Origin of the sequence: Rhodococcus oryzae (assembly GCF_005049235.1) — a bacterium.
Classification (GTDB): domain Bacteria; phylum Actinomycetota; class Actinomycetes; order Mycobacteriales; family Mycobacteriaceae; genus Rhodococcus_G; species Rhodococcus_G oryzae.
In genome coordinates, this window is record NZ_SUMD01000008.1 from 144120 (window position 1) to 164824 (window position 20705).

19 protein-coding genes are annotated in these 20705 nt (G+C 69.6%); 8 read left to right on the forward strand and 11 right to left on the reverse strand.

Going from position 1 to position 20705, the window contains the following annotated elements; genetic code table 11:
- Positions 1-248: 248 nt before the first annotated feature.
- The 6 genes from FCG67_RS17395 to FCG67_RS17420 are packed head-to-tail and all read right to left on the reverse strand — an operon-like array spanning position 249 to position 6826.
- On the reverse strand, positions 249-1001 hold the full coding sequence (locus FCG67_RS17395; protein WP_136910948.1) for a Fic family protein: 753 nt from the start codon (positions 999-1001) through the stop codon (positions 249-251).
- Positions 1002-1061: 60 nt separating this feature from the next.
- Entirely contained in the window at positions 1062-1520 is a 459-nt protein-coding gene (locus FCG67_RS17400) for a VOC family protein (RefSeq protein WP_136910949.1), read from the reverse strand.
- Between the two features lie 48 nt (positions 1521-1568).
- Entirely contained in the window at positions 1569-3272 is a 1704-nt protein-coding gene (locus tag FCG67_RS17405) for a dipeptide ABC transporter ATP-binding protein (protein WP_136910950.1), read from the reverse strand.
- A 28-nt stretch (positions 3273-3300) separates the two neighbouring features.
- On the reverse strand, positions 3301-4281 hold the full coding sequence (locus tag FCG67_RS17410) for an ABC transporter permease (RefSeq protein WP_136910951.1): 981 nt from the start codon (positions 4279-4281) through the stop codon (positions 3301-3303).
- The gene (locus tag FCG67_RS17415; RefSeq protein ID WP_136910952.1) at positions 4274-5200 is read right to left on the reverse strand and encodes an ABC transporter permease; all 927 of its coding nucleotides are present in this window, start codon (positions 5198-5200) and stop codon (positions 4274-4276) included. The genes FCG67_RS17410 and FCG67_RS17415 overlap by 8 nt, the downstream gene beginning before the upstream one ends.
- A 33-nt stretch (positions 5201-5233) precedes the next feature.
- On the reverse strand, positions 5234-6826 hold the full coding sequence (locus tag FCG67_RS17420) for a peptide ABC transporter substrate-binding protein (protein ID WP_425467850.1): 1593 nt from the start codon (positions 6824-6826) through the stop codon (positions 5234-5236).
- 361 nt (positions 6827-7187) lie between these two features.
- Between FCG67_RS17420 and acs the strand changes: the two genes are divergently transcribed.
- Together acs and FCG67_RS17430 are read left to right on the forward strand one after the other, a co-directional pair.
- A complete protein-coding gene (acs, locus tag FCG67_RS17425) occupies positions 7188-9131 on the forward strand; it encodes an acetate--CoA ligase (RefSeq protein ID WP_136910954.1) in 1944 nt (647 codons plus the stop codon).
- Positions 9132-9363: 232 nt separating this feature from the next.
- Positions 9364-10551, forward strand: coding sequence for a trypsin-like peptidase domain-containing protein (locus FCG67_RS17430; RefSeq protein ID WP_136910955.1), 1188 nt, complete (start codon positions 9364-9366; stop codon positions 10549-10551).
- Here FCG67_RS17430 and FCG67_RS17435 read toward each other — a convergent pair.
- A complete protein-coding gene (locus FCG67_RS17435; protein WP_136910956.1) occupies positions 10548-11948 on the reverse strand; it encodes an MFS transporter in 1401 nt (466 codons plus the stop codon). The two genes, FCG67_RS17430 and FCG67_RS17435, sit on opposite strands and share 4 nt — an antisense overlap.
- A gap of 209 nt (positions 11949-12157) precedes the next feature.
- Here FCG67_RS17435 and nhaA point away from each other — a divergent pair, with 209 nt between their 5' ends.
- The 3 genes from nhaA to FCG67_RS17450 are packed head-to-tail and all read left to right on the forward strand — an operon-like array spanning position 12158 to position 14943.
- Complete coding sequence (gene nhaA, locus FCG67_RS17440) at positions 12158-13444, forward strand: Na+/H+ antiporter NhaA (RefSeq protein ID WP_136910957.1); 1287 nt, start codon at positions 12158-12160, stop codon at positions 13442-13444.
- Positions 13445-13446: 2 nt separating this feature from the next.
- A complete protein-coding gene (locus FCG67_RS17445) occupies positions 13447-13980 on the forward strand; it encodes a phage holin family protein (RefSeq protein ID WP_077043945.1) in 534 nt (177 codons plus the stop codon).
- A gap of 33 nt (positions 13981-14013) precedes the next feature.
- Entirely contained in the window at positions 14014-14943 is a 930-nt protein-coding gene (locus tag FCG67_RS17450; protein ID WP_136910958.1) for an alpha/beta fold hydrolase, read from the forward strand.
- A 63-nt stretch (positions 14944-15006) separates the two neighbouring features.
- On the opposite strand, the gene FCG67_RS17455 is transcribed toward FCG67_RS17450, so the two are convergent.
- Genes FCG67_RS17455 through nth form a run of 4 tightly spaced genes read right to left on the reverse strand, consistent with a single transcriptional unit; the run spans position 15007 to position 18278 of the window.
- A complete protein-coding gene (locus FCG67_RS17455) occupies positions 15007-16197 on the reverse strand; it encodes a MarP family serine protease (protein WP_136910959.1) in 1191 nt (396 codons plus the stop codon).
- Positions 16194-16901 (reverse strand): NUDIX hydrolase, encoded by a 708-nt coding sequence (locus FCG67_RS17460; protein ID WP_136911046.1) that lies wholly within the window; start codon positions 16899-16901, stop codon positions 16194-16196. Before FCG67_RS17460 ends, FCG67_RS17455 begins: the two co-directional genes overlap by 4 nt.
- Positions 16902-16915: 14 nt before the next feature.
- Positions 16916-17590 carry a TlpA family protein disulfide reductase gene (locus tag FCG67_RS17465; protein ID WP_136910960.1) on the reverse strand — a complete coding sequence of 225 codons (675 nt, stop codon included), beginning with the start codon at positions 17588-17590 and terminating at the stop codon, positions 16916-16918.
- 7 nt (positions 17591-17597) lie between these two features.
- Positions 17598-18278, reverse strand: coding sequence for an endonuclease III (gene nth, locus FCG67_RS17470; protein WP_136911047.1), 681 nt, complete (start codon positions 18276-18278; stop codon positions 17598-17600).
- Between the two features lie 185 nt (positions 18279-18463).
- Between nth and FCG67_RS17475 the strand changes: the two genes are divergently transcribed.
- The 3 genes from FCG67_RS17475 (at position 18464) to FCG67_RS17485 (ending at position 20684) form a co-directional block, all read left to right on the forward strand.
- Positions 18464-18730: a hypothetical protein gene (locus tag FCG67_RS17475; protein WP_097212824.1), complete on the forward strand. Its 267-nt coding sequence runs from the start codon at positions 18464-18466 to the stop codon at positions 18728-18730.
- Between the two features lie 179 nt (positions 18731-18909).
- Complete coding sequence (locus tag FCG67_RS17480) at positions 18910-19584, forward strand: Crp/Fnr family transcriptional regulator (protein WP_077043064.1); 675 nt, start codon at positions 18910-18912, stop codon at positions 19582-19584.
- A gap of 170 nt (positions 19585-19754) precedes the next feature.
- Positions 19755-20684, forward strand: coding sequence for an alpha/beta hydrolase (locus tag FCG67_RS17485; protein ID WP_246045124.1), 930 nt, complete (start codon positions 19755-19757; stop codon positions 20682-20684).
- The last annotated feature ends 21 nt before the right edge of the window (positions 20685-20705 follow it).

A 20705-nucleotide genomic window follows, 5' to 3' on the forward strand; every position in this document is an offset into this window, starting at 1 on the left:
GTGGGCCTGCGTGACTCGGACATTCGGCAGCGAGGACCTTGCACGAGTTGCAGAGGCGAACTGACGATGCTCGAGCCTACGCCGAGGCCGGACACACAACCCACCAAAGCACGCTTGGTAACCCGGCGATCCGTGCTAGCGGGCGGCGAAGTCGACGAGAGTCGGCAGCGCCGCTCGCATTGCGTTCGGGGCCGTTGACGCGCGATCCCAGTGCCGTTGCCTCCCAGACGAAGTCCGCCCCGGACGGATCAGCCCGCGGCCGCCGCATCCGCGATCGACATGGCCTCCCTCGCCCCGGCCTCCATCGCGCCGCAGCACAGGATCACCCAGCTGCCGACACCCTCGGCGGTTCCCGACGCGAAGCCCGTGACACCGTCGCGGTACGCCTGCTGCCGCCGCAGCCAACTCACCTCGGGCACACCCAGATTGTGGGGATCCAGCCCGGTCGACGCAGCCACCAGTCGGGACGCGGCCCGCGCGACGACCCCGTCGGCGGCGCCGAACGGGGACAGCGACAACAACTCCCCGTGCACCACGGCCGCCAGGACCGGAGCGGGCGCCTTCGTTCCGCCGGTGACCAACTGCGCGAGACCGTCGAGTCGCTCGGCGACCCCGGGGTCCGTCCGCGGTCGGCCCAGCGTGGACTCGTCGGTGACCAGGTCGGCCGCCGCGAGCAGGTGCAGCCGGGCCAGCGCCTGGAGCGGCGCCCGCTGCCAGGTCGGCACCATGATGGTGAGCGCGTCGCCGTCGATGGCCTGGGCCACCCGCAGCGCGCCCGCCAGGATCGGGTCGCCCTCCTCGCCCTCGGCGGGCAGTTCGGTGCTGCCCCCGTCGATGGATGCGGACGCCCGCGCGGCACGGATCGCCGCCTCGGCCGCGGTCGTGGGCCAACCGCGGCGATTGGTCTTGTGCCGGTGCACCTCGCCGAGCGCATCGCGTGCCCGGTCGGCGGCCTCACGCACGCCGGGCAGGTCCACCAAGGGCTGCAGGGGGTCGTTCACGCTGCTCAACGCTACCCGGCGCGGCTGTCGGGCCCGCGCGAGGAGGGCCAGGCGGCACCGCTAGCGATCCCCGGGGTCGGCCTCCCCGATGGTGACGCGACCGTCCTCGTGCACCACCAGACCCGGGTTGTGCGCGATCTCCCAGCGGTAGCCGTCCGGATCGGTGAAGTACCCGCTGTACCCGCCCCAGGCCCGCCGGGCACCCGGCACCAGGACCGTTCCGCCTGCTCGCGCCGCGGTCGCGAGAACCTCGTCCACCTCCCCAGGGCTGCCGACGTTGTGTCCGAGGGTGATGGGGGCCCGGCCCTGCTCGCCCGCGACGGGCGCCGTCGGCCCGGCCTCGCGCACCATCTCGTCGACCGACCACAGCGAGAGCAGCATGCCGGACCCGATCTGCAGGAACAGCACCTCGCCCTCGACGTACAGCGTCGGCGTCCACCCCAGTCCGCCGACGTAGAACGCGTGCGATCGAGCCGGGTCGACGACGCCGAGGGTGAGCACGCTCAGATGCTGGTCCACCCCTCCACTGAACCACCGTGCACGTCAGATGAGCCAGACTGTTCGGTCTCAGGACCCCCGCACGAGATCGCGGCCGGGGATCGCCTCGAGCAGCTTCCGGGTGTATTCGTGCTGCGGGTTGTCGAACACCTCCACCGTCGTGGCGGCCTCGACCACCCGGCCCCGGCTCATCACCACCACGTCGTCGGCGATCTGCCGCACCACCGCCAGATCGTGTGAGATGAACAGATATGACAGGCCGAGCTGGGCTTGCAGATCGCCCAGCAGGTTCAGGATCTGCGCCTGCACGAGCACATCCAGCGCCGAGACCGCCTCATCGCAGACGAGCACCTCGGGCCTCAGTGCCAGCGCCCGCGCGATCGCCACCCGTTGCCGCTGGCCACCGGACAGTTCATTGGGGTACCGCCGCAGCACCGAGCTCGGCAGCGACACCTTGTCCAGCAGGTCGCGCACGATCAGCTCCCGCTCGCCCCTGTCCCCCACCCGGTGGGTGCGCAGCGGCTCCTCGACGGTCCGATAGATCGAGTACATCGGGTCCAGCGATCCGTACGGATTCTGGAAGATCGGCTGCACCTGGCGCCGGAATGCGAATGTGGACTTCGCATCGAACTCCGCCAGGTCGCGTCCCTCGAAGGTGACGGTCCCCGAGGTCGGCTTCATCAGGCCCAGAACCATATGCGCCACAGTCGATTTACCCGATCCGGACTCACCGACGATCGCCGTCGTGGTGCCGCGCTCGAGGCGGAAGGACACGGAGTCGACCGCCGTGAACTCGGTGTGCCGCCACGGCGCACCGCCCCGGGTCCTGAATTCTTTGACCAGGTCCGAGGCCACCACGACATCGCCGCCCGCCGCCCTGGACCCGCCGTCCACCGCCGCGGCGTGTTCGGCCACCTCCACTGCGCGCGCCCGGATCCGCGCGCGGGCTCGGACGGACTCGAGCTGCTGCGAGGCAAGGGACGGCGCGGCGGACACCAGTTTCCGGGTGTACGCGTGCCGCGGATCGCCGAGGATCTCGCGGGCCGGTCCGGATTCGACGACCCGCCCCTGATGCATCACCACCAGGTGCTCGGCCCGTTCCGCCGCCAGGCCCAGGTCGTGCGTGATCAGCAGCACGGCCGTGCCGAGTTCGCCGGTGAGCCCGGCGAGATGGTCGAGGATCTGCCGCTGCACCGTCACGTCCAGGGCGGAGGTCGGCTCGTCCGCGATCAGCAGCTTCGGCCGGCAGGACAGCCCGATGGCGATGAGCGCACGCTGGCACATACCGCCCGAGAACTCGTGCGGATACTGATCGACCCGGTGGCCCGCATCCGGGAGGCCCGCCTCGGCGAGCAGCTCGACGGCTCGGGCCCTGGCCGCCTTCCCCTTCGCGATCCCGTTGGCCGCCAGGGTTTCCGCGATCTGAAAGCCTATCTTCCACACGGGATTCAGGTTCGACATCGGGTCCTGCGGAACCAGTCCGATGCCGCGACCCCGGACCGCCACCATGTCCGCCTTCGATGCCCCGACCAGGTCCCGCCCGTCGAAGCGGATCTGCCCCGCGGTGACCGCCCCGGTGCCGGGCAGCAGGTCGATGATGGCGTGGGCAACGGTCGACTTGCCCGAGCCCGACTCCCCCACGATCGCCACGGTCTGCCCCGGGTAGGCGGTCAGGCTCACCCCGCGCACCGCGGGTACCGCGCGACCGCCGGAGTGGAAGTCGACGCTGAGGTCCCGGATCTCGAGCAGCGGACCGGGCTCGTGGCCTGTCATCTCTTCCTCGACCTGCTCATCAGCTCGATCATCGCTTCCTCGCCTTGGGATCGAGCGCGTCACGCAGGGCGTCGCCGAGCATGATGAAGCCCAGGACCGTGACCGCCAGCGCCGCCGCGGGGTAGAAGATGATCCCCGAACCGGACCGCAGCCGGCTCTGACCGGTGCTGATGTCCCCTCCCCAGGACACCACGCTCGGCGGCAGCCCGATGCCGAGGTAGGACAGCGTCGCCTCGGTGACGATGAAGACGCCGAGCCAGATCGTGGTCACCACGATCACCGGGCCGATCGCGTTGGGGAGCACGTGCCGCAACAGGATGCGGAATCGGGAGACGCCCAGCGCCGTCGCCGCGAGCACGAAGTCGTTGCCGCGCACCGAGATGACCGAGCCCCTTGCGATCCTGGCCACGTGCGGCCAGGCGAACAGGGCCAGGATCAGCATCACCGTCCAGATGCTCCGGTTCCGGAACAGCTGCATCATCACGATCGCCGCGAGGATGAGCGGGATGCCGAAGAAGATGTCGGTGATCCGGGAGACGACCGCATCGAGCCGGCCGCCGTAGAACCCCGCGAGGGCACCGACGGTGCCACCGATGAGCAGGAAGATCGCGGTCGCGCCGACGCCGGTGAGCACCGAGGCCCGCGCGCCGTACACGGTGCGGGCGAAGATGTCGCAGCCCTGCAGGTCGAACCCGAACGGATGCCCGGCCCCCGGCCCCCGCATGCTGTTCTGCCCCAGACACATTCGTGGGTCCTGACCTGTGAACAGTCCGGGCACCGCGACCACCACGAAGACGAAGAGGATCAGCAGGGCCGAGACGAGGAACATCGGGTTTCGCCGCAGGCCGCGCCAGGCATCGCGCCACATGCTGGTCGGCGGCGAGGCCTCGTCGAGCCGATCGACGCCGAGCGCCTCCACCTCGTCCGGTCCGGCGACGAAGTAGTTCTGCCCGGCGCGCGCCTCGGGGGATGCGCGATCGGGTGTCCCGGGGAGCTCCGGATCAGGCATAGCGAATCCTCGGGTCGAGCGCGGCGTACAGCAGGTCCACCAGCAGGTTGGCCACCAGGAACACGACCACCAGCACCGTCACGAAGGACACCACGGTGGGGGCCTCGCCTCGGATCACGGCCTGGTAGATCGTGCCGCCGACGCCGTTGATGTTGAAGATGCCCTCGGTGACGATCGCGCCCGCCATCAGCGCTCCCAGGTCGGCGCCGAGGAAGGTGACCACCGGGATCAGCGAGTTGCGCAGGATGTGGACCACCACGACGCGGCGACGACTCAAGCCCTTGGCCGTGGCGGTACGGACGTGATCGGCGTCCTTGTTCTCCGCCACGGACGTCCTGGTCAGCCGCAGCACGTACGCGAAGGAGACCAGCCCCAGCACGATGGCGGGCACCAGAAGTCTCGAGAAGCCGGCATCGGCACCGACGGTGACCGGGGCGATCCCCCACCTCACCCCGAGGAAGAACTGGGCAAGGAAGCCGATCACGAATACCGGCACCGCGATGATGAACAGGCTGAGCACCAGCAAGGTCGCGTCGAACGCCTTGCCCTTGCGCAGTCCGGCGATGACACCGAAGAAGATGCCGAATGCGGCCTCGATGACGATCGCCATGAAGGCGAGCCTGATGGTGACGGGGAACGCCCTGGCCAGCACGTCCCGCACCGGCTGGCCGGAGAACGAGGTGCCGAAGTCGAGGGTGAAGATGCCCTTGAGGTAGAGCAGGTACTGCACGACGAAGGGCCGGTCGAGGTGGTATCGCTCGCGTAGCTGGTCCGCCACGGCGGGGCTGAGCGGCTTGTCGCCCGCGAGCGCCTGGATGGGGTCGCCCGGGATCAGGAACACCATCGCGTAGATGAGCAGCGTCGCCCCGATGAACACGGGGATCATCTGCAGCAGTCTCCGCCCGATGTACCACCCCACCAGGTCACTTCCTTCCGGCCGTGTGGCACGGCGTCAGGACTTCTTGATCGCCTCGTACATCGGCAGGCCGTTCCAGCTGATCTGCACGTCGCTCACCGCCTCGGAGTGCCCGGCCGCCGTGATGTAGTCCCACAGCGGGAGCACGGGCAGGTCCCGGAGCAGGATCTCCTGCGCCTGCCCGGCGAGGGCGAACGACTCGTCCTGATCGGTCGCGGCCTCTGCCCTACGGACCAGGTCGTCGAACGCCGGGTTCGAGTAGTCCTCGTCGTTCGAGCCCGCGCCGGTGACGAACTGCGGCTCGAGGAACTCGAGGATCGACGGGTAGTCGCCCTGCCAGCCGGACCGGAAGGCGGACGCGATGGTCCGGTTCGTGATCTCGGTCCGGATCTGCTTGAACGTCGGATACGGCGCGCCGACCGCGTCGATGCCGAGCGTGTTCCGGATGCTGTTGGCGGCCGCGTCGACCCACGCCTGGTGGCCGCCGTCGGAGTTGTAGGCGATCTCGAACCGGCCGCTCCACGGGGAGAGGGCGTCGGCCTGCGCCCACAGGGCCTTCGCGGCCTCCGCGTCGTACTCGAGCGCCGAGACGCCAGGCAGGTTCGCGTTGAACCCGGGCAGCGAGCTCGCGGTGAAGTCGCGCGCGGGCGTGCGCAGGCCCTGGAATATCTGCTGGGTGATCTGCCCGCGGTCGATCGCCCGCGACACCGCCTGCCTGCGCAGACCGCCCTCCGGCCCGGCGAAGTGCGGCAGGTCTCCCGGGATGCCGATCTGCGCGTTCTGCGCGGTCGGGGCCTCGAGGGCGCGGTCACCGAGATCAGCCCTGAAGGTGGTGAGCGCGCTCTCCGGGACGGTGTCGAGGACGTCCAGGTTGCCGGCCTGCAGATCCGAGTAGGCGGTGTCGAGCGAGCTGTAGAAGACGAAGCTCAGGCCGCCGTTGTTCGGGGTCCGGTTGCCCCGGTAGTCGGGGTTCGGCACCAGATCCAGCTTGACGTTGTGCTGCCACGCGTCGCCGTCCGCGAACCGGTACGGGCCGTTCCCGACCGGCCGCTCACCGAACGCCGCCATGTCCAGGAACGCCACCTCCGGCAACGGGTAGAACGGGGTGAAGCCGAGCCGCAGCCGGAAGTCAACGGTCGGCTGCTTGAGGTCGACGGTGAAGGTGGTGTCGTCGACGATCTTGAGCCCGGACATCGTCTGCGCGGTCGGCGGGCCGGCGGCGACCTCGTCGTAACCGATGATCGGCTCGAAGAAACTGGACTGCAGCTGGGCGTTCGTCGAGAGGGCGCCGTAGTTCCAGGCGTCAACGAACGACTTCGCGGTGACCGGTGTCCCGTCGGTGAAGGTCGAGTCGGGTTTGATCTTGATCTCGAACGACTTCGAATCGGTGGTCTCGATCGACTGGGCGACCTCGTGCTGGAGGTTGCCCCTCGCGTCGTAGGACTCGAGTCCGGCGAAGAGCCGGTCGACGATGCGGCCGCCGCCGTTCTCGTTCGTGTTCGTCGGGATCAACGGGTTCTGGGGTTCGCTGCCGTTGGCCGTGACCATGCCGCTGCCGCCGTCGGAGGTCGACGAGCACGCGGACAGCACCAGCGCCCCGGACAACGCGAGCGCTGTCAGTGCGGTCACCCTGTGGAACTTCAAGAGTCGCCTCCTGTTCGTTCACACCAAGACGCCGCCGTCGGCACGCCGGGTGAGCGCGGCGCGCACACGGCCGACCGTGGATGCCGCGAAGACTAGCCACCGAGTGCCCTGGTGTCCGGCGTTTGTCCCGGTCGGGACCAAGTCGTCGGGCAATCGCAACACCCCGGATACCTGGTGGCTGAATCCGTTCGTCGCCCACTTCGACCACCGGGCGCACACACGTGACCGATCGCCGCAGATCCGGGGGTTGCAACCGATTGCAACGATGCGCTCACCGAGACATGTGACTACCCTCACAAAGGCGCGAAAAGCGCCCCCAGGATCACCGAAAGAGGGCACGGGCGACATGAGCAGTAGCACCGCCGATACCAACGCAGCCGAGCACGCGACGAGCTACCCGCCGAGCGCGGAGTTCGTCGCCACCGCGAATGCCGGGCCGGAGCTCCAGGCAGCGGCGGATGCCGACCGGCTGGGGTTCTGGGCCGACCAGGCTTCGCGCCTGCACTGGCACGAGCCGTGGAGCGAGGTCCTGGACTGGTCCGACGCCCCGGTCGCCAAGTGGTTCGTCGGCGGCAAGCTCAACGTCGCGTACAACTGCGTGGACCGGCACGTTCTCGACGGCCACGGCGACCAGGTCGCCATCCACTGGGAGGGCGAGCCGGGCGACAGCCGCGACGTCACCTACAACGACCTGCTCGCCGAGGTGAGCAGGGCCGCAAACACTTTCACCGAGCTCGGCCTCGTGGCAGGCGACCGGGTCGCCATCTACATGCCGATGGTCCCCGAGGCGATCGTCTCGATGCTGGCCTGCGCCCGGCTCGGCCTGACTCATTCGGTTGTCTTCGCCGGCTTCTCCGCGTCCGCGCTGCGGTCGCGGATCGACGACGCCGAAGCCAAGCTGGTCATCACCACCGACGGCCAGTGGCGCCGCGGGCAGGCGGCCCCCCTCAAGACCGCCGTGGACACCGCAGTCGACGGGGCGGAATCCGTCCAGAACGTGCTGGTGGTCAAGCGCACCGACATCGATGTCGAGTGGACCGAGGGCCGCGACCTCTGGTGGCACGAGACGGTGGCCACGGCCTCGCCGGAGCACGAGGCACAGGCCTTCGACGCCGAGCACCCGCTCTTCATCCTCTACACCTCCGGCACCACGGGTAAGCCCAAGGGCATCATCCACACCTCGGGTGGCTACCTCACCCAGGCGTCGTACACCCACCACAACGTTTTCGACCACAAGGCGGGCAAGGACGTCTACTGGTGCACCGCCGACATCGGCTGGGTGACCGGGCACAGCTACATCGTCTATGGGCCGCTGTCGAACCGGGCCACCCAGGTGGTCTACGAGGGCACCCCGAACTCGCCGGACGAGCACCGGCACTTCAACATCATCGAAAAGTACGGCGTCAGTATCTATTACACGGCACCGACCCTGGTCCGCACCTTCATGAAGTGGGGCCGGGAGATCCCCGACGCGCACGACCTGTCCTCGCTGCGGCTGCTGGGCAGCGTCGGCGAGCCGATCAACCCCGAGGCGTGGCGCTGGTTCCGCGACGTGATCGGCGGCGAGCGTTGCCCGATCGTGGACACCTGGTGGCAGACCGAGACCGGCGCGATCATGATCTCCCCGCTGCCCGGTGTCACGGCCACCAAGCCGGGTTCCGCGATGGCGCCGCTGCCCGGCATCTCCGCGAAGATCGTCGACGACGACGCCAAGCCGCTCGGCGCGGGTGGCAACGGCTACCTGGTGCTCGACCAGCCGTGGCCGTCGATGCTGCGCGGCATCTGGGGCGACATGGAGCGCTTCAAGGACACCTACTGGTCCCGGTACGCGGTGGAGGGCTGGTACTTCGCCGGTGACGGCGCCCGCTACGACGAGGACGGCGACCTCTGGGTGCTCGGCCGGGTGGACGACGTCATGAACGTCTCCGGACACCGGATCTCCACCTCCGAGGTCGAGTCGGCGCTGGTCGGCCATCACAGCGTGGCCGAGGCCGCGGTGGTCGGTGCCGCCGACGAGACCACCGGCCAGGGCATCGTCGCGTTCGTGATCCTGCGCGAGGGCGCCGAGAACACGGGCGAGACGCTGATCGCCGAGCTCAAGGTCCAGGTGTCGACGGAGATCAGCCCGATCGCCCGGCCGCGCCAGATCACCATCGTCCCCGAGCTGCCGAAGACCAGGAGCGGCAAGATCATGCGCCGGCTGCTCCGCGACGTCGCCGAGGGCCGCGATCTGGGCGACACCTCGACGCTGGTCGATCCCAAGGTGTTCGACGCGATCCGGGGCAGCTGACCCTCCCTCCCCTCACCACGGCGGTGCCCCTGTGCGGCTCGAACGCACGGGGCACCGTCGTATCGTCTCGCGTCGGGCACAGCGGTCGGCCGCCGTCGCGAACCTTCCCGGCCGTGCCGGATTGGCCTACCATGGGTCCGTCAGCGATGGCCCACAGTCCCATTCATGACGAGTGCCGAGCCGAGTGACGCTCACGGGTGAGCCGCGGGTCCGAGCTCGAACGGAGACCGTCATGCCTGATCGGCGCCGGCGAACCAGGTTTGCCGCCCTGCTCGTGCTGCTGCTCGCGGCGCTCGTCGGCTCCCCCGCCGTCGCGCTCGGCGACCAGGATTCCCCCGAACGTCCCGTGCCGAGCCCGGAGCAACGTGCGGCCGCCCTCATCACCCCGCCCGTCGTCCTGGTCAAGGCGGAGGTCCGGGGCTGGGTTCGCTTTCCCGACGGCCAGCCGATCAAGATCGATCCCTTCGTAACCGGCTGGCGCTGTAGCGGATTCGTCGTCAACCCGGACGGCTGGGTGGCCACGGCCGGCCACTGCGCCGAGGGCGCCCGCGAGGCACTCCTGCGAACCGCGGCCGACTGGGCGGTGCGCGTGATCCCCACCCTCGATCCCGCGCTCGTGAACGAGACCGCCCAAGCGAACTGGCGGGTCGAGGGCGACGAGCCCGGATCGCCCCCCGCTACCGCCATGACCGTGATCGCCGGCGGAACCGCCGAGGGCGAGGCACTCCCCGCCGAGGTCACCGGCCTGGTGCCGCTCACCGCGGGGGACGTCGCGCTGCTCAAGGTCCAGCGGGGCGGCCTGGCCGCCGCCGAGTTGAGCACCGATGACGGCGTCGACCTGGGCACGCCGGTGGTGTCGGCGGGATTTCCCGGCAACACCGACACCGCGGCCGAGCCGTCGCTGCGGCCCGCGGTCGCGGGCGGCGAGATCAGCGCCAAGAAGGCCACCGGAATCGTCCCGGTCTACCAGACCGACGCGGAGGTGTCCGAGGCCATGAGCGGAGGCCCCACCGCCGACCTCGACGGCGTGGCGGTCGGGATCAACAGCTTCGGAATCCACGGGCAGACACAGCCGTTCGCCTTTGTCGCCCCGGCGCGCGGCCTCACGGACCTGATGCGCGAGAAGGGCGTGACCCCGACGCTCGGGCCTGCCGACACCGCCTACCGCGCGGGGGTCGAGCACTACTTCGACGGCAACTACACCGCGGCCATCGCCGACTTCGACCAGGCGCTGTCCCTCGCCCCCGGTTATCCGGGGGCGGCGGACCTCCGGACCAGCGCCGAACAGGAGCGGGACCGGTACGGCGACGTGGCGCCGTCGGACTCGGGCCCGAACTGGGGCCTGCTCGCCGCCCTGGCTGTGCTGCTGGTGGTGGGCGCGGGCGTAGTGGTGGTGATCCGGCGGGCGGATCAGGCCTAGAGCTCGGCCCCGCGCGGATCGAGCTCGGGCGCGTCCAGCGAGGAGTCCTTGGTCTCGCGCATCACCAGCAGCGCGATGAAGGTCAGGGCGCCCGCCGCCAGCAGGTAGATGCCGACCCACCCGACGCCATAGCTGGTCGCGAGCCAGGTCGCGATGAACGGCGCGACCGCCGCACCCAGGATGCTTGCCGTGTTGTAGGCGATACCCGAGCCGGTGTAGCGCACATTGGTCGGGAACAGTTCCGGCAGCACCGCGCTCATCGGGCCGAAGGTGAAGCCCATCAACAGCATTCCGACGATGAGGAAGACCAGCATGCGGGCGTCGGTCATCTTCTCGGGGTCAAGGGCCACCGAGAACGTCAGCCCGAAGACCATGATCGCGCCGGTGGCGACCAGCAGGGTGATGCGCCGACCGTACCGGTCCGCGAGCCAGCCGGTGATGGGCACGCCCGCCGCGAAGAACAACACGGCGATCAGCTGCAGCACAAGGAAATCCGAGTACTTGAAGCCGAGCCCGGTGCCGCCTGCGGCGACGGTCTTTCCGGTGCCGTAGCTCAGCACCCAGGTGGTCATGATGTAGAAGAGGGTGTACGTCGCGAGCATCACGAAGGTGCCGATGATCAGCTGACGCCAGCTCGTCTTGAAGACCGTCGCCAGCGGGGTCTTGACCTTCTCGCCGCGCTCGACGGCGCGCGCGAAGACCGGGGTCTCCTCCAGCTTCAGCCGCACGTACAGGCCGATGATCACCATGATCGCGCTGAGCAGGAACGGGATTCGCCAACCCCAGGTCAGGAAGGCGCTGTCCAGGTCGGGGTTCGCGTTGTCGTGGCCCATGAACAGGGTGATGATCAGGAACAGCCCATTGGCCAGGAAGAACCCGATCGGCGCGCCGAGCTGCGGCCACATCGCCGCCCAGGCCCGCTTGCCGGACTTCGCCGTCTCGGTCGCGAGCAGTGCCGCCCCCGACCATTCGCCACCGAGCCCGAGGCCCTGACAGAAACGCATCAGGGCCAGCAGCGCGGGGGCGATCAGCCCGACCGAGTGGTACGTCGGCAGCAGCCCGATGACGAACGTCGCGATGCCCATGGTGAGCAGCGATCCGACCAGGGTGGCCTTGCGGCCGATCCGGTCGCCGTAGTGGCCGAACACGATCGAGCCGAGCGGACGGGCGACGAACGCGAGACCGAAGGTGGCCAGCGAGGCCAGCAGCGCGGTGGTGCCGTTGCCTTTGGGAAAGAACAGGTGCGGGAAGACCGAGACGGCCGCCGTCGCATAGATGTAGAAGTCGTAGAACTCGATCGAGGTGCCGATCATGCTGGCCACCACGATCCGACTGCGGGGCACCGCGTCCTTCGCGGCAACCGCCTCGTCGACCAGCACGTCCGGGGCTTTGCTCATCAGATTCTCCTGCACACCTGTTCCACGGAATGGACATCCGCCGCCCAAACCTCAGGAAGCAGATCACTCAGGTCGTTTCCGGGGCAATCCAGCGCGAGGTGTTTGCGCCGAGCGGTATCAAGATCGCGTTAAGCTGCCATCGGAGCGCCGGGAAGTCTGGTCGGCACATGGCACACCTGTACGCCCGCGACCTTCGGGAGAATCCTGACGTGATCCAACCGCTCCGCTCCGAACTGACCCGCTATCTGCGCACCGAGACCGTCGGTGGGTCGATCCTGCTGGTGGCGGCTGCCGTCGCCGTCATCTGGGCGAACTCCCCGTGGGCCGACGCCTACACCGCCCTGCGGGACTTTCAGGTCGGGCCGAGCGCGATCCACCTGAACCTGAGCCTGAACACCTGGGCCCAGGACGGCCTGCTGGCGGTGTTCTTCTTCGTCGCGGGCCTCGAACTCAAACGCGAGTTGGTCGTCGGCGAGCTCGCCGACCGCAAGAAGGCCCTGCTGCCGATCATCGCGGCGGTCGGTGGCGTGGTCCTGCCCGCGGTGATCGCGCTCGCGGTCGGCTGGGGCACCCCCGGCATCGAGCAGGCATGGGCGATCCCGGTCGCCACCGACATCGCCTTTGCCCTCGGCGTGCTCGCGCTGACCGGGTCGAGGATCCCGGCCAGCGCCAGGGTGTTCCTGCTGAGCCTCGCGGTCGTCGACGACCTGCTCGCCATCATCATCATCGCCGCGCTGTTCACAACGTCGATCGCGATGCTGTGGCTGCTCGGCGCGGTCGCCTGTCTGGCCGCCTACGCGTACGCCCAGCACCGGCGGATCACCACCCCGCTGCTGTACGTCCCGCTGGCATTGCTCGCCTGGTACTCGATGCACGAGGCGGGCATCCACGCCACCCTCGCGGGCGTCGCCATCGGCCTGCTGACCAGGGTGCGCAAGGATCCGGGCGAGGCGGAGGCCCCCGCGACCCGGCTCGAGCACCGGATCCAGCCGTTCTCCGCCGGGTTCTGTGTGCCGGTGTTCGCCCTGTTCGCCTCCGGGGTCCCGCTGGGCCCCGAGGTGCTCGAGTCGATGTTCACCGACCGCATCGCGCTGGCGATCATCCTGGGCCTGCTGGTCGGCAAGACCGTCGGCATCTTCGGCGTCTCGTGGGTCGCGGTCCGGCTCGGCATAGCCACGAAGCCGGGAAACCTCGGCTTCCGCGACATGTTCGCGCTGTCGGTGCTCGGCGCGATCGGGTTCACCGTTAGCCTTCTGGTGGCCGAACTCGCGCTCGAAGGAGCCGAGGTGGAAACGGCCAAGGCTGCGGTCCTGCTGACCTCGCTGACGGCGTCGCTGATCGGCTCGGCGCTACTGTTACGCCGGGGGCGCGTCCACCAGGCGCGCGCCAACGCGGCCGGTTCCGCGACCGGTCAGAAACGACCACATTCCGGCGAGCCGGACGACGACACACTCCGGCGAGCCGGACGACGACACACTGGAGAGGCGCAGACGTGAGCATCAGTGACCGCAACGGCGACAGGTACGACCGGCTGACCGGGGACGGGGTGCCGAACACCATCACGTCGATCCCGCTCACCGACGTCGATGCGCACGCCCCCGGCACCGCCAGCATCGGGAACCTGGTCAAGGACGCGACCACGCAGGTCTCCACCCTGGTCCGCGCCGAGGTGGCGCTTGCGAAGGCCGAGGTGACCAGCGAGGTCAAGAAGGGCCTGCAGGGCTCGCTGTTCTTCCTCCTCGCGCTCACCGTCCTGCTGTTCAGCTCCTTCTTCTTCTTCTTCTTCCTCGCCGAGACCCTCGCCGTCTGGACGCCGCGTTGGCTCGCGTTCCTGATCGTGTTCCTGCTGATGGTGGTGACCACCGCGGTGCTGGCGCTGTTCGGCTACCTGCGGGTGCGCAAGCTGCGTGCCCCGGAGAAGACCATCGACTCGCTCCGGCAGGCCGCGACGGTGCTGCCGAACGCCGCGGAGTCGAGCTACAAGCACGGCGACTACACGCCCGGCGAGTACGCCCGCCGGACCGCGCCGTAGCCCCGGCGTCGAACCGAGAGCATCACCCTTCCTGTGACCTACCCGGATCCCTCCACAGTCCGATTCGACGGCCCGTGGCAGCACCGCGACGTGCATGCCAACGGCATCCGCTTCCACGCGGTCGAGGCGGGCCCGTCCGACCCCGGCGCGCCGCTGGTAGTCCTGCTGCACGGATTCGCCGACTTCTGGTGGTCCTGGCGACATCAGCTGACGGCCCTCTCGGACGCCGGCTATCGCGCAGTCGCGTTGGACCTGCGCGGCTACGGGGACAGCGACAAGCCGCCGCGCGGCTACGACGGCTGGACCCTGGCCGGTGACGTCGCCGGCCTGATCCGTGCCCTCGGCCACACCGAGGCAACGCTCGTCGGCCACGCCGACGGCGGCCTGGTGTGCTGGGCGACGGCGGTGCTGCACCCCCGGCTGGTGCGCTCGATCGCCCTCGTCAGCTCGCCGCATCCGATCGCGCTCAAGCGGTCGGTGCTGGCCGACCGGGCCCAGCGGTCCGCCTTCCTGCCCGCGTTCCTGCGCTGCCAGCTGCCGTGGCGGCCCGAGCGGGTGTTGACCCGCGACGACGGCGCCGAGGTCGAGCGGCTGCTGCGCGGGCGATCCGGTCCGGAGTGGCCGCAGACCGAGGAGTTCGCCGAGGTCGTCGAGCGGGCCAGGTCCGCGATCCAGATCCCGGGCGCCGCGCACTGCTCGCTGGAGTACCAGCGCTGGGCGTTCCGCAGCCAGTGGCGGCCCGACGGCCGCCGGTTCATGAAGGCGATGAACCAGGTGATGACCATCCCGGTGCTGCAGATCCACGGGGACCGGGACCCGTACGTGCTGGCCGCCGCGTTACGCCGCGACACCAGGTGGGCCCCGGGTCGGGGCCTGCACACCGTCGCGGGCGCGGGCCACTTCGCCCACCAGGAACGGCCGGCCGAGGTGACAGCCGCACTGACGGAGTTCCTGAAGCGCTGACGCGCCTGTGAGTCCTTCTGGCCCGCACAGGGGCCACAAGGACTCACAGGCGGCGGAGCCGCCTTACAGGATGCAGCCGCCGGTGTTGACCGCGCTGCTCGCCGCGGAGGCCCCCGCCAGCTGACGCGAGACCTCCTCCGCGGTGAGCACGAAGCCGGTGTCGCTGTTGTCCACGGCCGCGCCGAACACGACGCCGAGCACCTGGCCCTGCTCGTCGACCAGCGGTCCACCGGAATTGCCCTGACGGATCGAGCCGCGCACCGTGTACACCTCGCGCTCGACCTCGGCGGCGCGGTAGATGTCCGGGCCGGTCAGATCCAAGGTCTCGCGCACCCGCGCCGCGCTGGCCGTGTACGGACCGCCGCCCGGGTAGCCGAGGACGATCGCGTTGTCCCCGCTCGCGGCCTCCTCCGGCGCGAACGGCAGCACCGGGGCCCGCAGGCCGGGCACTGCCAGCACCGCGACGTCGACGGCCGGATCGAAGAGCACCACCTCGGCGTCCAGCGGCCCGTCCGCGGTGTCCACCGAGACCCCTGTCGTCCCCGCCACGACGTGCGCGTTGGTCATGACCCGCTCCGGGGCCACCACGAACCCGGACCCCTCGAGCGCGCGCTGGCAGCTCGGCGCCACCCCGCGCACCCGGAGCACGCTGGTCTGCAGCCGCTGCGCCACGGGACTGCGCAGCACGCCGGGATCGGGCGCCTCGACGACGGCGATCGGGGTGCGGCCGAACGGCCCGATCACGTCGGGCAGCCCGGAGGTGTCCAGCAGCGCCGAGAACTCGTCCGGCAGCTTGCGCATCCAGCTCGGGGCGTACTCGTCGACCTGCGTCAGGACCTTCGACCCGCGGACCGCGCTGGCGACCTCTGGTTGCGAGGACGCGGTCAGCGGGATGGCCAGCAGCCACGCGGCCACCAGGACGGCGGTCAACTGCAGGCCCGCGCCGATGACGCTGTCCACGGACCGCGCGACCGGGCTGTGCATGCCGCCGCGGGCGGCGCGGCCGAGCACCATGCCCGCGACCTCGCCGATCACCACTAGCACGACGATCAGCGTTATGCCCGCGAGCACGCGCATCCGCCCCTCGTCGACGTGCACCAGCACGTGCGGCGCGATCAGGATCCCCGCGACCGCACCGAGCACTACGCCGAAGAAGGCCAGGGCCGACGCGACCGCCCCGTGCCGCCACCCCGACGTGGCCGCGAGAACGGCGATCGCAAGGATCGCGAGGTCGATCCAGGCTGAACCGGTCATCGCTCGTGTACCTCCACGATCCCCGCCTCCACCTCGGCCAGCGCGACCTCGAGGTCGCGGATGTCGGAGCGGTCCCATTCGATCTCCCAGCCGGAGATCGCGATCAGCCCGGCCAGCACGCCCGCGGTGAAGCCCCACACGAGCATGTCGTCGACGAGGAACGCCGGCCCCTGGTAGCCGAGCCGGTGCCGGACCTGGAAACGATTGTCCGGGTCGAGCAGGGTGCGCATCGGCACCCGCGCCACCCGCTCGGTCTCGGCGAGATCCACCGCACGGACCGGGGTGGGGCGGTCCCAGTACCCGATCACCGGCGTCACGTCGAAGCCCGAGGGCGGGACGAAGATGCCCGGCAGCACCGCGAGGGTGCGCACCCCGGCCGGATCGAGCCCGGTCTCCTCCTCGGCCTCCCGCAGCGCGGTCCCGACGGGCCCGTCGTCCCCCGGATCGCTGGCGCCGCCGGGAAAGGCGATCTGGCCGCCGTGCTGGCGGAGGGTGGAGGCGCGCTGGAGCAGCAACAGGTCGGCGTCCTCGGGCAGGCCACCGACCGCGATGGGATCGGCCTCCGCGGAACCACCGAAGAGCACCAGCACCGCGGCCTCGCGCGCCTGCACTCCGCTCGGCGTCCGCCGCAGCAGCACGGGGTTGACGGAATTGGTGTCCGACGGCGGCAGCGTCGAGACCCGGCGCAGCCATTCCGGCGGCAGGTGGTTGGTCTCGCTCACGCGCTCACGCCCAGCTTCTCGTGCACCGCCGCGGCGATCTGGTCGGCACTCTCGAACGGCACCGGCAGCACCCCTGCGACGGTGCCGTCGGCCCGGACCAGCACCGTCACGGGTAGCACGTTCGGCGCCCCGACGGCGGCGGCGATCTTGCCCGCGCCGTCCTGTACGCCCGGCAGGTGCACGCCGTATTCGGTGAGCGCGGACAACGCGTTCCCTTCCTTGGGGTCCTGATGGACGGTCAGCACGGTGAGGGCATCCCCGGCGCGGTCCGCGTACTCCTGCAGGGCGGGCAGTTCCCTGGCGCAGGGCCCACACCAGTAGGCCCAGAGGTTGACCAGCGCGGGCTTGCCCGCCAGCGCGGCACCGACGTCGATCCGGCCACCGTCGGAGAGGCACTCGAGCCCGATCCCGGCCAGCGGTCCGGCCGGTACCGCGCCGGGTGTCGGAGTGGGGCAGGCGCTCAGCGCGGCCTCGGCACGAACCCCGGCCAGCGCCTCGGGCGTGTCGCCGGGGGCCCGCTCCTGCGGCGCGACGGTGGAGTTGCCGATGGAGTCCGCATAGCCGCGCGATCCGGTCTCATCCGAGTCGCCCCGCGGCCAGATCGCGACGATCAGTGCCGCCACGACGACGAGGGCGGCCAGGCTCCAACGGCCGGTGTTCGACAATCGCACGCTCAGCTCACCGACCCGCCAGCTCGAGCAGATGTTCGGTCTCGGGGCCCTTCACCAGGGCGGCAGCGGCCACCGGGTCGGTGGTCCCGATGCCGAAGGAGGGACAGTCCTTGGCCAGCAGGCACACCCCGCAGGCCGGCTTCTTCGCGTGGCAGACCCGGCGGCCGTGGAAGATCACCCGGTGCGAGAGGTCGGTCCACTCCTTGCGCGGGATCAGCTCGCCGATCGCGTGCTCGACCTTCACCGGGTCCTCCTCCTGCGTCCAGCCCCACCGCCGGACGAGCCTGCCGAAGTGGGTGTCGACGGTGATCCCGGGCACACCGAACGCGTTCCCGAGGACCACGTTGGCGGTCTTCCTGCCGAAGCCAGGCAGCGTCACCAGATTCTTCAGGTCGCCAGGGACCTCGCCGTCGAACCGCTCGAGCAGCGCCTGCCCGAGCCCGATGATCGAGTTCGTCTTGTTGCGGTAGAAGCCGGTGCTCCGGATGTACTCCTCGAGCTCCGTTCGATCCGCCTCGGCGTAGTCGCGGGCGGTCCGGTACCGGGCGAACAGCGCGGGCGTCACCTGGTTAACCCGCACGTCAGTGCACTGCGCGGACAGGATCGTGGCCACCGACAGCTCGAGCGGGGTGGTGAAGTCGAGCTCGCAGTAGACGTGCGGAAACGCCACGGTGAGCGTGCGGTACATCCGCCGCGCCCGGCGCACGAGGCCGAGGCGGGTCTCCTCCTTTGCCGGTCGCGAGGTCGGCGCCGCCCCACGCGGGGCCGGGGTCTGCGATGCGGTGGTGGACACCGGACCAACTCTACGGACGGTGCCAAACGGAACTGGACATCGTTTCGCTTCTGAGACAAACGCCGTGTTTACTACCCCGTATGCAAGGACTGGCTGTGGTGCTCTTCCCAGTGCTGCTCATTCTTTTTGCACTGGCAATGGAGCGGGTGGAGTTCCGGCTGCGCCGGCTGACCGTGCGTGAGCAGGAGGTCCAGGAGTTCCTGGACAAGGCGAGTCATGCCGACGTCGCCACCCTGGCCAACGAGGGACTGCCGCGGGCGCTCGCCCGGTTCCACCTCCGCCGCAAGCGCGGCGCCGAGGATGAGGACGAGGACGAATCGCAGGCGCCGGAGCAGCGCGCGAGCTGACGTTTCCGGAGTGTCGGACGCCGTTCGGCATGCGCCGCGTGGCGTCGGTCACTAGTCTTCGACGTCGGGACGATAGACTTCCAGCGAGTACTCAACGATAGGTCGACGCGATCGTGCGTCGATCACGTCGGGGGAGACCACACGATGGCGTCCCCCAACGACCCGAAGAAGGAGCACACGTGGACGAGATCCTGGCCAGAGCCGGAATCTTCCAGGGCGTCGAACCGTCGGCGGTGGCCGCGCTGGTCAAGCAGCTGCAGCCGGTCGACTTCCCGCGTGGGCACGTGATCTTCAACGAAGGCGAGCCCGGCGACCGGCTGTACATCATCGTGTCCGGCAAGATCAAGCTCGGACGCCGCTCCCCCGACGGTCGCGAGAACCTGCTCACGATCATGGGCCCGTCCGACATGTTCGGTGAGCTCTCGATCTTCGACCCGGGTCCGCGTACCTCCACCGCCACCACGGTCACCGAGGTCCGCGCGGTGCAGATGGACCGCGACGCCCTCAAGTCGTGGATCGATCAGCGCCCCGAGATCGCGGAGCAGCTGCTGCGCGTGCTGGCCCGTCGCCTGCGCCGCACCAACAACAACCTCGCGGACCTGATCTTCACCGACGTCCCCGGCCGTGTCGCCAAGGCGCTGCTGCAGCTCGCCCAGCGTTTCGGCACCCAGGAGGCCGGGTCGCTCCGCGTGACGCACGACCTCACCCAGGAAGAGATCGCCCAGCTGGTCGGCGCCTCCCGCGAGACCGTGAACAAGGCGCTCGCCGACTTCGCGCACCGCGGCTGGCTGCGGCTCGAGGGCAAGAGCGTGCTGATCTCCGACTCGGAGCGTCTGGCCCGACGGGCGCGGTAACTCCCCCACACGCACGCACGAATCGGCCATCCCGGATCTCCGGGGTGGCCGATTGTACGTTGACCCCAATTCCTATACCCAAACCGGCATGGCAGCGAGCAATCTTTGCATTCGACAGGCATGAGTCCGGGACGGCAGTATTGACCTGAGCCGACGTGGAGGTCATAGCGATGGGAAGCAGGTCGAGGGTGGAGATCCGGCGCAGCGCGGGTATCCAGACCGAGCATCCGATGTCCGATCCGCAGACCGACGTCGAGTACAACGTCCGAAACACCGTCTCGCCAGAGCTCTTCGACGAGATCATCGGCGAATACCTCGCCCGATCCGAGCGCGCGGTACAGGGCCTGCGCGGATTCACCGACATCTACTACGACCCGCACAGCCAACAAAAACTGGACGTCTGGGGAGTCACCGACGACCCCAGGCCGGTTTTCATCGCCATCCACGGCGGCTACTGGCGCGCACTCTCCCGACACCACACGGCCTTCATGGCGCGCACCCTCGACTCGGAAGGGATCGCCACTGTCACCGTCGACTACGGTCTCGCGCCGGAAACCACACTCGAGGAAATCGTCCGCCAGGTCCGAGCGGCGGTCGCATGGGTCTACCACCACGGCGCGGGCCACGGACTCGACCCCGATCGCATCGTCGTCGGCGGAAGTTCCGCCGGAGGGCACCTCACCGGCGCCGTCATGGTCCCGGGCTGGCAGCGTGCGCTCGGCCTGCCCGAGACCGTCGTGCGTGGCGCCATGCCGATCAGCGGACTGTTCGACCTCCGCCCGCTCGTCGACTCGTTCGCGAACGAGTGGCTCGAACTCGACATCGAGCGGGCGCACGCATTGAGCCCACTGCTTCTTGTGGACGGACCCGGACCGGCCGCCGTGATCGCCGTCGCGGACCGAGACGGTGCCGGATTCCTCACGCAGACCCACCGGTTCCACGACGCCTGGGCGGAGCACTCACCCTGCACCTTGCTCGTCGTTCCCGATCGCAACCACTACGACATCTTTCTCGATCTGGCCGACTCCACGACGGCGCTCAATCGCGCCCTCGTCGGCATGATCAACGGACTCGCGGAGCAGCGCTCACCTGCGGGCTAGTCAGGTATAGCAAAACGGGTA

Coding starts and splice junctions, on each gene's coding strand:
- FCG67_RS17435 (WP_136910956.1), bottom strand. CDS start 11,948: ATGAGCAAAGCCCCGGACGTGCTGGTCGACGAGGCGGTTGCCGCGAAG.
- FCG67_RS17485 (WP_246045124.1), top strand. CDS start 19,755: ATGGGAAGCAGGTCGAGGGTGGAGATCCGGCGCAGCGCGGGTATCCAG.
- nth (WP_136911047.1), bottom strand. CDS start 18,278: ATGTACCGCACGCTCACCGTGGCGTTTCCGCACGTCTACTGCGAGCTC.
- acs (WP_136910954.1), top strand. CDS start 7,188: ATGAGCAGTAGCACCGCCGATACCAACGCAGCCGAGCACGCGACGAGC.
- FCG67_RS17405 (WP_136910950.1), bottom strand. CDS start 3,272: ATGACAGGCCACGAGCCCGGTCCGCTGCTCGAGATCCGGGACCTCAGC.
- FCG67_RS17410 (WP_136910951.1), bottom strand. CDS start 4,281: ATGCCTGATCCGGAGCTCCCCGGGACACCCGATCGCGCATCCCCCGAG.
- FCG67_RS17455 (WP_136910959.1), bottom strand. CDS start 16,197: ATGACCGGTTCAGCCTGGATCGACCTCGCGATCCTTGCGATCGCCGTT.
- FCG67_RS17430 (WP_136910955.1), top strand. CDS start 9,364: ATGCCTGATCGGCGCCGGCGAACCAGGTTTGCCGCCCTGCTCGTGCTG.
- FCG67_RS17475 (WP_097212824.1), top strand. CDS start 18,464: ATGCAAGGACTGGCTGTGGTGCTCTTCCCAGTGCTGCTCATTCTTTTT.